11 protein-coding genes are annotated in these 12,259 nt (G+C 53.3%); 7 read left to right on the top strand and 4 right to left on the bottom strand.

Annotation, left to right across the window (positions count from 1 at the left end; all coding sequences use genetic code 11):
* Window positions 1-251 precede the first annotated feature (251 nt).
* The 4 genes from grpE to ACTH5D_RS15200 all read left to right on the top strand — a co-directional run bounded on the left by grpE (window position 252) and on the right by ACTH5D_RS15200 (window position 5,248).
* Window positions 252-893, top strand: a complete 642-nt coding sequence (gene grpE / locus ACTH5D_RS15215; protein ID WP_441672712.1) for a nucleotide exchange factor GrpE — start codon at window positions 252-254, stop codon at window positions 891-893.
* Window positions 894-1,029: 136 nt separating this feature from the next.
* Window positions 1,030-2,964: a molecular chaperone DnaK gene (gene dnaK / locus ACTH5D_RS15210; protein ID WP_235041115.1), complete on the top strand. Its 1,935-nt coding sequence runs from the start codon at window positions 1,030-1,032 to the stop codon at window positions 2,962-2,964.
* A 138-nt stretch (window positions 2,965-3,102) separates the two neighbouring features.
* Window positions 3,103-4,248, top strand: a complete 1,146-nt coding sequence (gene dnaJ, locus ACTH5D_RS15205) for a molecular chaperone DnaJ (RefSeq protein WP_441672709.1) — start codon at window positions 3,103-3,105, stop codon at window positions 4,246-4,248.
* Between the two features lie 88 nt (window positions 4,249-4,336).
* On the top strand, window positions 4,337-5,248 hold the full coding sequence (locus tag ACTH5D_RS15200) for a DMT family transporter (RefSeq protein ID WP_441672707.1): 912 nt from the start codon (window positions 4,337-4,339) through the stop codon (window positions 5,246-5,248).
* Here the strand turns inward: ACTH5D_RS15200 and ACTH5D_RS15195 are convergent.
* The 3 genes from ACTH5D_RS15195 to ACTH5D_RS15185 are packed head-to-tail and all read right to left on the bottom strand — an operon-like array spanning window position 5,226 to window position 8,177.
* Entirely contained in the window at window positions 5,226-5,975 is a 750-nt protein-coding gene (locus ACTH5D_RS15195) for an ABC transporter ATP-binding protein (RefSeq protein ID WP_441672705.1), read from the bottom strand. The genes ACTH5D_RS15200 and ACTH5D_RS15195 overlap by 23 nt on opposite strands.
* Entirely contained in the window at window positions 5,969-7,054 is a 1,086-nt protein-coding gene (locus ACTH5D_RS15190) for a FecCD family ABC transporter permease (RefSeq protein WP_192535995.1), read from the bottom strand. The genes ACTH5D_RS15195 and ACTH5D_RS15190 overlap by 7 nt, the downstream gene beginning before the upstream one ends.
* Complete coding sequence (locus ACTH5D_RS15185; RefSeq protein ID WP_441672702.1) at window positions 7,044-8,177, bottom strand: ABC transporter substrate-binding protein; 1,134 nt, start codon at window positions 8,175-8,177, stop codon at window positions 7,044-7,046. The genes ACTH5D_RS15190 and ACTH5D_RS15185 overlap by 11 nt, the downstream gene beginning before the upstream one ends.
* Window positions 8,178-8,489: 312 nt before the next feature.
* On the opposite strand from ACTH5D_RS15185, the gene ACTH5D_RS15180 reads away from it, so the two are divergent.
* From ACTH5D_RS15180 to ACTH5D_RS15170, 3 genes are all read left to right on the top strand, one after another.
* Window positions 8,490-8,771 (top strand): DUF2218 domain-containing protein, encoded by a 282-nt coding sequence (locus ACTH5D_RS15180; protein WP_441672700.1) that lies wholly within the window; start codon window positions 8,490-8,492, stop codon window positions 8,769-8,771.
* Between the two features lie 91 nt (window positions 8,772-8,862).
* Window positions 8,863-9,669: a 4-hydroxy-tetrahydrodipicolinate reductase gene (dapB, locus tag ACTH5D_RS15175; protein WP_441672698.1), complete on the top strand. Its 807-nt coding sequence runs from the start codon at window positions 8,863-8,865 to the stop codon at window positions 9,667-9,669.
* A gap of 23 nt (window positions 9,670-9,692) precedes the next feature.
* Window positions 9,693-10,340 (top strand): PmeII family type II restriction endonuclease, encoded by a 648-nt coding sequence (locus ACTH5D_RS15170; RefSeq protein WP_441672696.1) that lies wholly within the window; start codon window positions 9,693-9,695, stop codon window positions 10,338-10,340.
* Between the two features lie 124 nt (window positions 10,341-10,464).
* Here the strand turns inward: ACTH5D_RS15170 and ACTH5D_RS15165 are convergent, their stop codons facing one another.
* Complete coding sequence (locus ACTH5D_RS15165; protein ID WP_441672694.1) at window positions 10,465-11,877, bottom strand: DNA cytosine methyltransferase; 1,413 nt, start codon at window positions 11,875-11,877, stop codon at window positions 10,465-10,467.
* Between the last annotated feature and the right edge of the window lie 382 nt (window positions 11,878-12,259).

Below are 12,259 nucleotides of genomic sequence, written 5' to 3'. Positions count from 1 at the left end.
AGCTCTAAGTGATCGACAATGGCGAAATCTTGAATAGCTAGCTGAGTGAGCATGACGCCTCCTGAGGCGGTATGGCGCAGAAGCTGGATACTTATCCAATAGTTGTTGATTTATACAGTAGTTAATAACTCACTTCAATACACCTCTTGAGATGGCGTTTATGGCCCCCATATAGCGTGCATAGCTAATTATGAACTTGTCTCTTGGCGCGCAACTTGGTGTAGAGGCGCCTTACTTTTTAGGAGCACAACATGGCGAAAGAACCGCAAACTCCGTTAGATGACGAACTGAACCGCCACGAGCATGAAGCAGACGGCGCTGAACAGGCGGCTGAAAAAGCCGCCGAAGAGCGCTTGCTGGAAGGCGAGCTGGAAGGGTTAATTAACGACGACGAGCCGTTAGACGGCAGTCTTGATAACCCTGAAGCTGAAATGTTAGCCGCTAAGGTCGATGAGCTAGAGCAAAGCTTAGCCGAAGCGAAAGACCAAGCGCTGCGCGCCGCTGCCGAAGCACAAAACGTGCGTCGTCGTGCCGAGCAAGAAGCCGACAAAGCCCGCAAGTTCGCGCTCGAAAAGTTTGTCAAAGAGCTGTTGCCAGTGGTGGATAGCCTTGAGAAAGCGCTGGAAAACATGGAAGAAGGTGCTTCTGATGTGCACCGTGAAGGTGTTTCCATGACGTTAAGAATGCAGCTGGATGCGCTCAACAAATTTGGCGTTGAGAGCATAGAGCCTCATGGCGAGCCTTTCGACCCTCAAGTGCATGAGGCGATGGCCATGGTGCCCAATCCGGAGCTAGATCCTAATACCGTCATGGATGTCATGCAGAAAGGTTATTTGCTTAACGGACGCCTTGTGCGTCCGGCGATGGTTATCGTGAGCCAGAAAGCCAATTAAGCAATTGGTGACACAAGGTGTGAAAAAAACCTTGAAAAGTTAGCGGTGGCCCCCAGATATAGGGCAACCCCGCGGGGAAACCCGCAGTTATGTTTTAAATTTTTTGTTTATAACTACCAAATTCGAGGTTATTACTATGGGACGTATTATTGGTATCGACCTGGGCACCACCAACTCTTGTGTGGCCGTGCTTGATGGTGACAGCGCTAAAGTGATTGAAAATGCCGAAGGTGGTCGTACTACGCCTTCTATCATCGCCTATACCGACGATGGTGAAACGCTGGTCGGTCAGGCCGCCAAGCGTCAAGCGGTTACCAACCCGGAAAATACGCTATACGCCATCAAACGCCTAATTGGCCGTCGTTTTAAAGACGACGTTGTCCAGAAAGACATCAAGATGGTGCCTTACAAAATCGCCGAAGCAGACAATGGCGATGCGTGGGTTGAAGTAAAAGGCAAAAAAATGGCACCCCCGCAGGTTAGTGCGGAAGTGCTGAAGAAAATGAAAAAGACCGCCGAAGACTACTTGGGCGAAGCGGTAACCGAAGCGGTTATTACCGTGCCGGCCTATTTTAACGACAGCCAGCGTCAGGCGACTAAAGATGCCGGCCGCATCGCAGGTCTAGACGTTAAGCGCATTATTAACGAGCCAACCGCTGCCGCACTGGCCTACGGTATGGACAAGTCGCGCGGCGACAAAACCATTGCGGTTTATGACCTGGGTGGCGGTACTTTCGATATTTCTATCATCGAAATTGCTGACGTTGACGGCGAAACTCAGTTTGAAGTGTTGGCCACCAACGGCGACACCTTCCTGGGCGGCGAAGATTTCGACTTGGCGCTGATTAACTACTTGGTTGATCAGTTCAAAGCGGATAGCGGTATTAATCTTTCCGGCGACAACCTGGCTATGCAGCGCCTGAAAGAAGCGGCTGAGAAAGCTAAAATTGAACTGTCTAGCGCGCAACATACCGACGTCAACCTGCCGTACATTACGGCTGATAACACCGGTCCGAAACACCTTAACGTTAAAGTGACGCGCGCTAAGCTTGAATCGCTGGTAGAAGATCTGGTCCAGCGTTCGCTTGAGCCGTGCAAAATGGCGTTGAAAGATGCTGGCTTGTCCGCTTCTGAAATCGACGAAGTCATCTTGGTCGGTGGTCAGACACGTATGCCGATGGTGCAGAAGAAAGCCGCTGACTTCTTTGGTAAAGAAGCCCGCAAAGACGTTAACCCTGACGAGGCGGTTGCCGTAGGTGCAGCGATTCAGGGCGGCGTATTGGGCGGTGACGTTAAAGACGTGCTGCTGCTTGACGTGACGCCGCTGACCCTGGGTATCGAAACCCTGGGTGGCGTAATGACGCCGCTGATCGATAAGAACACCACTATCCCGACCAAAAAGACGCAAACCTTCTCGACCGCGGACGACAACCAAACGGCGGTGACCATTCACGCCGTGCAGGGTGAGCGTAAACAGGTCTCGCAGAACAAATCGCTGGGTCGTTTTGACCTTGCCGACATTCCGCCTGCACCGCGCGGCGTGCCGCAGATCGAAGTCGCTTTTGACTTGGATGCTAACGGTATCCTCAACGTGTCGGCGAAAGATAAGGCGACGGGTAAAGAGCAGTCCATCATCATCAAGGCCTCTAGCGGCTTGTCAGATGAAGAAGTCGAGCAAATGGTGCGCGACGCTGAAGCACACGCGGAAGAGGACAAAAAGTTCGAAACGCTAGTGCAGCTGCGCAACCAAGCTGATGGCATGATTCACGCCACGCGCAAAACGTTGGAAGAAGCTGGCGATAAAGCGACTGATGACGAGAAACAGGCTATCGAGACCGCTATCACTGAGCTGGAAGAAGCTGTGAAAGGCGACGATGTCGATAACATCCAGAAGAAGCTGGATGCGCTGACCGAAGCCTCTGGCCAGCTAGCCCAGAAGATGTACGCCGAGCAGGCAGAAGCGGCGCAGCAAGAGGGCGGTGAAGGCGCTGAAAATGCCAGCACCAAGCCGGAAGATGATGTCGTTGATGCCGAGTATGAAGAAGTTAACGACGATCAGAAAAAGCCGTAAGTAACGTCTTTCTGACAAGCAGTGCGGTGACGCGGGAGCCTACTCCCGCGTTGCTGTTTCCGCAGCCAAGACGCGCGTCGTTAAATGTGTGTTAAAAGGCGCAGTGAAATGCGCAGCTAACCAGGAGGCGTAGGGCCTATGTCCAAACGCGATTATTACGAAGTCCTGGGTGTTGAAAAAGGGGCCGATCAGAAACAGATCAAGCAGGCCTATCGCCGTCTGGCGCAAAAATTCCACCCTGATAGAAACCCGGACGATAACACCTCAGCAGAGAAATTCCGCGAGGTGTCTGAAGCCTATGAAGTACTCAGCGATGGCGAAAAGCGCGCTGCTTATGACCAGTTCGGCCATGCGGGCGTTGACGGTCAGGGCGGTGGTTTCGGCGGTGCGGGTGCGGGTGCCGGCGATTTCAGCGATATCTTTGGCGATGTGTTTGGCGATATCTTTGGTGGTGGCGGTGGTCGTCGCCGTGGCCCTAACGCGCCAGCTCGCGGCTCAGACCTACGCTACAACCTAGAGCTGGACCTGGAAAGCGCGGTGGCTGGCACTACGGTCGATATTCGCGTGCCGCGTCATATTGAATGCGATCGCTGTGATGGCGGTGGCGCTGAACCCGGTTCTTCTAAAGATACGTGCCCTACCTGTCATGGCCACGGCCAAGTGCGCATGCAGCAGGGCTTCTTTGCCGTGCAGCAAACGTGCCCGACATGTCACGGCTCTGGTCAGCACATCAAGGTGCCTTGCCATAAGTGTAATAGCGAAGGGCGCGTGCGCGAAACGCGGACACTCTCCGTTAAGATTCCACCCGGCGTGGATACCGGCGACCGCATTCGTTTAAACAGCGAAGGCGAAAGCGGTGTCAACGGTGGTCCGGCAGGCGATCTTTACGTTCAGGTATCGATCAAGCCACACCACATCTTCCAGCGTGACGGTAAGCACCTGCAGTGTGAAGTGCCGATCAACTTTGTTGATGCTGCGTTAGGCGGTGAGCTTGAAGTGCCGACGCTCAATGGCCGTGTGAAGCTGAAGATTCCGCCGGAAACGCAAACCGGAAAGCTTTTCCGCTTACGTGGTAAAGGCGTTAAGCCGGTACGTGGCGGCGTCGCTGGCGACCTGCTGTGCAAAGTGGTCGTGGAAACACCGGTGAAGCTCAACGATGAGCAGCGCGATTTACTGCGCCAGCTTCAGGAGAGTTTTGACGGCAGCAACCGCCATAGCCATTCGCCTAAGAAAAGCGGCTTCTTCGATAGCGTTAAAAGCTTCTTCGAAGATATGAAGCCCTAATCTGAGATGATGGGCCTACGCTAGGTATCTGGTTCAAAAACCCTCGGTTCGTCCGGGGGTTTTTGCTGTTTAGGAAATGCTACGCGCCATGGATAATCTTCAAGAAAAAGTGTCTCTTGGCATCTGGCTGAGGATTCTCTCAGGCATGCTGTTCACGGGCATGCTGGTGTGTATTAAGGCCGTGAGTGATGACGTGCCGGTCGGGCAGTCGGTCTTTTTTCGCTCGCTGTTTGCACTGCTCCCCGTGGTGATTTTTCTCATGCTGCGGCGAGAATTTCCCCGTGGGCTGGCTACGCGCCGCCCGCTCGGGCATGCCCTGCGTTCAGGGTTGGGGGCGGCGGCAATGTTTGCCTCTTTCGCAGCCGTTGCGTTTCTGCCGGTGGCGGAGGCGACGCTGCTGGCCCAACTGACGCCGGTGTTTATGGCGTTGGGTGGCGTGCTGCTACTGGGTGAACGGTTCTCGCGCTACCGTATGGGGGGCGTGGCGCTAGCGCTTGCTGGGGTGGCGGTGCTGATATTGCCTGGGTTAAATGCGAGTTCCGCCAGTGGGCAAGCGACCGGGTATGCGCTAGGCGCGCTCGGTGCGCTGTTAACGGCAGGAGCGCTATTAACCGTCCGGCGAATTTCGCGAACCGAAAGTGCGGCTTCGATTGCATTCTACTTTATTGTGGTCGCGACGCTGGCTGGGCTTGCCACGCTTCCGTTGGGGTGGGCCGCATTGACGCGGATGGAATTTGTGCTGTTAGTGCTGTCGGGCCTGTTTGGCGGCGCTGCCCATATCGCGATGACGTTAGCGCTGCGCTATGCTGAGGCGTCGCGGTTGGCGCCTTTTGAATATATTGCCCTGGTGTGGCCTGTGCTCGCCGATTGGGTGCTGTTTGGCATACCGGTCTCCAGCGGCTTCCTACTAGCGCTACCGCTTATGTTAAGCGGGGTAGCGCTAGCGGCGATGGAAGGGCGGCGGCTTAGGTTATCGGCTAAATGGCTGCTTCGACGATAAGCTGCGGCTGGCCTTTCGAGCACGGTTCAATTCGGGCCGTGACTTTATATACTTGCTGCAACAGTGCTGGCGTAATCACTTCCGCGGTGGGGCCGCAGGCAATCAGGCGGCCATTTTCCAGCAGCATAGCGGCGTCGGCGAAGCGTAGCGCATGCCCCAGGTCGTGGAGTGCCACCAGAATCAGCATCTGGCGCTCGTCGGCCAGCCGGCGCAGCACCGTCAACAGACTAATTTGCCGGTTAAGGTCGAGTGCCGAAGTGGGCTCATCCAGCATCAGAATCTCTGGCTCTTGCACCAGCGCTTGGGCGGCGCTGACCAACTGGCGCTGGCCGCCGCTGAGGTCGCCAATATCGCGCTCGCCAAGGGCCGTAATCGCCAGCTCGTCCAGTGCGCGATCCACCTGGGCTAAATCTTCAGGCTGCACTTTTAATCCACGCCCCTGCATACGCGCCAAAAGCACCGATTCGTATACCGTGAGTACCGCTTTAGCGCCCGTGTCTTGGGGCATATAACCTACCGGCCGCTCGGCGCTGGTGCCGCTAATTGTCACCTCGCCTTCGCCTTTCAAGAGCCCTAAAATGCGCCTAAAAAGCGTCGATTTTCCCGCCGCATTGGGGCCCAGCAGCGCGACGACTTGCCCGCCTTGAAAGCAGGGCGTGGTGATCTCTTGCAGAATAGGGCGTCGCCCATAGCGGGCGGATACGCGGCTCAGTTGTAGCGTTACCATGAGGCCTTCTTGTGGTTAAGCACTAGAAATAGAAAGAAGGGAATGCCCACCAGTGAAGTGATAATGCCAATGGGGATGATGGTGCCGGGGATAATGATCTTAGAGATAACCGAGCCCACCGAAAGGATGAGCGCGCCGCACAGCGCCGAACCGGGCAGGAAGAAGCGCTGATCTTCACCCAGCAAAATGCGCGCAATATGCGGGCCCACCAAGCCAATAAACCCAATGGTGCCGACAAACGCTACCGCGATAGCAGCGAGTAGCGACACCAGCACCAGCACTTCCAAGCGTAGCGCGCGGGGATTGACGCCCATGCTCTCGGCTTTGGCATCGCCCAGGCGCATAGCGGTCAGCGCCCAGCCGTGCCGGGCAAGCAGCGGCATCGACAAAGCTAGAATGCTGAGGGCGATCCAGAACTTGGGCCAGGTGGCTTTGGTCAAGCTGCCCATGGTCCAGAATACCACCGCGGATACCGCCTCCTGGCTGGCAAAGAACTGAATCAGTGCCATCAAAGAGTTAAAGATAAACACCATGGCGATGCCGAGCAGCACAATCGTCTCCACCGTCACGCCGCGCTTTAGGCTTAAGGCATGAATTAAAAACGCGGTAAACATGGCCATCACGAAGGCGTTGATAGGCACCACAAACTCAATGGCGGCGGGCACAATAGCCACCCCAAAAGCGAGACCCAGCGCGGCTCCAAAACTAGCCCCGGCGGAAATTCCCAGGGTAAACGGGCTAGCGAGCGGGTTGCTCAGAATGGTCTGCATCTGCGCCCCAGCCACCGACAGGCTGGCGCCCACCACCAATGCCATCAATGCCACCGGCATGCGGATTTCCCAGACAATCACCCGCGCCTGCTGGCTAACGCTGCCCGGCGTGAATAGTGCCGCGATGACTTCGCCCAGGCTGTAGCGGGCGGGGCCGAGGGCCAGGTCAACGCAGAGGCTAAAAAACAGCGCTAACACCAGTGCAGCCAATATCAGTTGGCGGCGGAACACTTGGCTATGGTAAAAGGCGCGCCCCTGTGAAAGGCGCTCTGTTACCTCCGTTTCCGTTATCCTCGTATCAGTCGTCATGGAGCGATATCCAGTAGCCGGGCTCATAGTCGATGGGCAGGAAGCGTTCGTGCAGTGCTTCCATGGTGGCTTCCGGGTCCAGGTCTTCAAATAGCTCGGGGTGTAGCCACTTGGCTAATTGCTGTACCGCTACGAAGTAGTAAGGGCTGTTGTAAAACTGGTGCCAAATAGCGTGGAAGTTGCCAGATTCAACGGCCTTAATGCCGGTCATCGCGGTGCGCTCGGTCAGCGCTTCCAGCTTGGCGTGAGCCTGTTGCATATCTGAGCCAGGCCCCACGCCAACCCAGTCGCCGCCGGGTACGTAGGCATCCCAGTTGCCGCCGGTGACAACTACATGGTCAGGATTGGCGGCAATGATTTGCTCCGGGTTCAGATTGCCGAAGCTTGCGGGAATAATGCCCTCGGCAATATTGGTGCCGCCAGCGAGGGTGACATATTCGCCAAAGTTGGCAGGGCCAAAGCTCATGCAGCATTCATCGGAGTAGCCGCCGGCGCGGTCGATAAATACGCTTGGGCGATCGGGGTTTGCCTCGGCAATCACATCGGTGACGCGTGCCAGCTGGTTCTCGGCAAACTCGATGAAGGCTTCGGCCGCTGCTTCATCGTTCATGATTTGGCCGATGATCCGCATGGACGCAATAGTGTTTGCCAACGGGTCTTCACGAAAGTCTACGTAGATAATAGGAATGCCTAGCTGTGCCAGTTTTTCATCGTAGGCGGCGTCCTCTGTGGCCGCTTTCGCTTCGATATTCATCAGCACTACGTCGGGGGTAAGGGAGGCTGCCTGCTCCACATCAAAAGTGCCGTCCTTAAACCCGCCGAAGGTAGGCAGCGCTTCAATTTCTGGGAAGCGCTCGGCATAGCGGGCGTAGTTGTCCGGGTCAGCCTGAGAAAAATCCTCGCGCCAGCCCACTACATGGGCAAAGGGAGCTTCTGGCTCGAGTAGTCCCAGCAGGTAAATTTGCCGCCCCTCGCCTAAGATCACGCGCTCTGCGGGTCCGTCTAAAGTGACTTGGCGGCCAGCGATATCGGTAATGGTGATGCCATCAGCCATTGCAGTGGCGCAGAAGCCAGACGTAATGAGAGTGCCAAGCAGGCGTTTTAAGTGCTTAAAACTGAGCATGTTTTTCTCGGCGGTCGGTGTTGATAAAAAATTGAGGGTGTTTAATAAGTCGACGTTGGTAAGCCGCACGCGACAGATAAACTGTGAGGGGGCTTTTCTGGCGCGTTATCGTGATCTGATCGCACTAAAGATGCAATCTTTATTATAACTGATTCTCATTGTTATTTGTGAGGGTGTGTTTTTTGTCTATTTCAGCGTGGTTGTCATTGCTTAGCCACGCAAATTGCCGTGAAGGCACGGCGTTTTTTCATCCATAATGCTAATGTTAGAGCGGCTTTAAGCGTGTGAGTACTTATAAAATGGAGCAGTACTATGCCTTTATCTCGTGCAAAGATTGAAACCATGTCGGCTGAACGTTTGATCAACCGCCTATGCAAACACTGGGCGCATAAGCTGGACGTTGAACAAGACGACCAGCAAGGCAAGATCACGTTTGCGACGGGCACCTGCTTAATGCGCGCTGAGCCCGGTACGCTATTGATCGCCATTGAAGCGCTGGAAGAAGAGCACCTGGATGAGCTTGAAGGTGTGGTTGAGCGCCATCTAATCCGTATGGCGGGCGATGAAGAGATAGTCGTGGTGTGGGAGAACTGAGCGAATAAAGAGCGCTTTTGTGCGTCTGCTATAATCGCGACCAATAGTGAGCACTTTCTTTTATCTATCAAGTCTTAGCACAGGAGTTCGCATGACCCGAATTGCTATTGTAGGTGTGGCTGGCCGAATGGGCCGCACGTTGGTAAATGCGATAGAGCTAGAGGCTGAGGCGACGCTGGCCGGCGGCGTTGTAGCGCAAGGCAGTTCCTTGGCGGGCGCTGATATTGGTGAGCTTGCCGGTGTGGGTAAGCGCAGCGTTGTCGCGGTAGATTCGCTTGAGTCGATTGTCGATGACTTTGATGTGCTAATTGATTTCACGACTCCCCAGGTCACGCTGGCCAACCTGGCATTCTGCGCCGAGCACGGTAAGCGCATTGTGATTGGCACCACGGGGATGAGTGATGACCAGTTAGCAACGCTGGATAGCTATCGCGATCGCGTGCCCATGGTGTTTGCGCCCAATATGAGCGTCGGCGTCAATCTTACCCTGAAGCTGCTGGAGACCGCGGCTAGGGCGCTGGGCGATGAAGGCTATGATATTGAAGTGATTGAGTCGCATCATCGCCATAAGGTCGATGCCCCATCAGGTACTGCGATCAAAATGGGCGAAGTCATCGCCGCAAGCCTGGGGCGTAGCTTGAAAGAGCACGGCGTATTCGAGCGAGTCGGCCAGTGCGGCCCGCGCACCGACAAAGAGATCGGCTTTGCCACCGTGCGCGCAGGCGATATTGTCGGCGAGCACACGGTGATGTTCGCGACCGAAGGCGAGCGTATTGAAATTACCCACAAGGCCTCCAGCCGAATGACCTTTGCCAAAGGTGCCGTACGCGCTGCCCGCTGGGTCGCGGATAAAGACAACGGCCATTACGATATGCAGGATGTGTTGGGGCTTATCTGAGAATTATAATTCGGAGTGAGATAATGAAGCCTTTATGCTTAGATGATGTCACAGATTATGTATCTGAGAACATTGGAATATTTCATCAAAAGCGAATTGATCGCCTCTCTAGTCTCAAGCTTAAAGGCGTCTTGAAACGGAAAAATCCGTATTTGTTTAAAGCAAAAAATGTTCAAACGGCTGAGCAAATCGTTCGAGGGATACTGGAGGCCCATATCTCTTCGAATGAAGAAACCTTGTTTGGTGATTGGCTTGAGGGGCTGGCTATTTTCATTAATGGGCAGACATACGGTGGGTGGAAGTCGGGTATTGCCGGTGTGGATCTCGAGTTTGATCATAATGGTCGTCGGCATATCGTCGCGATCAAGTCAGGCCCTAACTGGGGGAATAGCTCTCAAATCGGCCAGATGAAAACTAATTTTAAGACAGCACAAAAAACCTTAAGAACTAGCCAGTCGGGCCTAAATATTGTCGCCGTTAACGGTTGCTGCTACGGAAGAGATAATAATCCTGACAAGGGTGATTACTTTAAGTATTGCGGACAGCGGTTTTGGGATTTTATATCTGGAGACGCTGAATTATACGTTGAGTTGATAGAGCCTCTTGGAAGCAAGTCGCGCGAGCGTAATGACGAGTTTCAAGAGTCGTACAGTCGTACAGTCGTATGGTGAATAAATTTACGCAAGAATTTATTGCTGAATTTTGCATGGAAAGCGGTGCTATAGACTGGGCTAAATTGATCAAGTTAAATTCGTCTTTAGCTGGTTAGAGAAGGGGCGAGCCCCTTCCGTAGATCTAAAACAAGGATAGTGTGGGTTGAGCGACTGCTTGCTGTCGCTTGAAAGCGTGACTCCATTCGTGGTGAGAAGTTTCCCGGTATCTTGAGAATTTAAAATCATCAGGCGGTGCCGTAGCTTTGTTTTCAAGAAGATCTTTTACAAGCTTGCCTACTGCGTAACCTAAGCTGGCAGGTACGGCATTGCCCACTTGTTTATATTGCTGTAATAGCGGCCCTGCCAATTGCCAGCTGTCTGGAAATTCCTGAATTCTTTTGTATTCTTCAATAGATAAAGGCCGATCTTCTTCTGGATGCGCCAAATCTGTTGCTGGCATGGCTGGATGGGTGACCAGTGTAGGTGAAGGTCTTTCCCAGCTTAGACGCCTTAAAAAGCCTGTTTTTCCGCCACCGGAAAAAAATGACTTCCCGAGTGCTTCTTGCTGCATATCGGTGGGTAGCGCTCGCCAATTTTGTCCGGCTTTTAATTGACGATAATACTTCAAACGTTTTTCTGGAAAATTAAGATGTGTGTGGTTTTTGAGGTCAACAGTTGCATCTTTAAAGGTTGTCCATTTTGGTAGCCCATGGCTACTATTTTCGGAGTGCGTTGGTTGCAAAAATGGCGCGGCGTTGCCGTCACGTGAGCAGATGATGATGACTCTTTCACGGGTTTGTGGGGTGCCAAAATTCGCAGAGTTGTAGAGGTTGAAGGTACATGAATAGCCTGCTTTTTTTAATAAACACAAGACGAAATTCAGTGCCCCGCCTTTCATTTCGTCCAACGATAAATCAGGAAAGCCAGCGCCGCGCTGACTGTGCGGCCTGTGATCCATAGGACATGACAGCAGTCCTCGCACATTCTCAATGACTAGAAAGCGAGGCTGTATCTCGATGGCCAAATTGATAAATTTTAAAAAGGCATTGCCGCGATCATCATTGAAAGCCTTCCGTTTGCCCGCGGTGCTAAATGCTTGGCAAGGTGGGCCACCGACCATTAAATCAACAGCTGAAGCGTCTAGCTGCGCAGCGCTTAAAATTTGTGCAGCAGAATACTCATTAATATCACCAAGCAATGCTGTATTTGGGCGATTAAGAAGAATCGTTTGGCGGCAGTATTTGTCGAATTCACAGGCCAGACGAATATCGAATCCTGCTTTTTCAATACCAAGATCAAGCCCCATCGCGCCTGAAAAAAAACTCAGGGCTACGGGGGCGTCAAGCCCGCCTGATGTGTCAAAGTAGGCCGGATGATCCTCTGCGATAGTGTGCTCTGCTTGCTTTCGATAATTTTTGGCGCTATCAGCATCTACGGCCCAGGTGTTGCCAATTCTTTCTGCTTGAAGCACCTTGTTTCGACATAGAGATCTAGTATGTTGGGGACTTACCCCAATCATTGCGGCGGCATCTTCAATGCTGATGTGGGTACTCATTTTAGTTTCCTTTGCGAAACCCGCAGTAGGTACCTATGGTCATCTTCTTGGCGATTAGTGTCAATATGCACTGAACAGATGACGGGTGACTTAGAAATATGCTCATCAGCCAAGTTCCCCTCAATGTGATTTATCCAATAGTCTTTCAGAAAGCTATCATTAGAATAGTCCGATCACTAAAGGGTAGTCTTAAGCCTAAAATTCCTGTAACATTTCAAAAATTTTGGCCGGGTGGCTAAGAAGACTCAAACGGCGCGCTTGTTGCGTTGGCCAGCCCAAAGCCTGCCCGAGTCCGCTTTCATATTTATGTTAAGTGAGCGGCTCTGAAAGGGCATCGAACAACAAGCGGGATGAAACCGATTCTTTTTATCGGCTTCGTCCC

The sequence above is a fragment of the Halomonas sp. genome (assembly GCF_052095695.1).
Lineage (GTDB): Bacteria > Pseudomonadota > Gammaproteobacteria > Pseudomonadales > Halomonadaceae > Vreelandella.
This window is presented reverse-complemented; position numbering and strand designations above follow the sequence as displayed.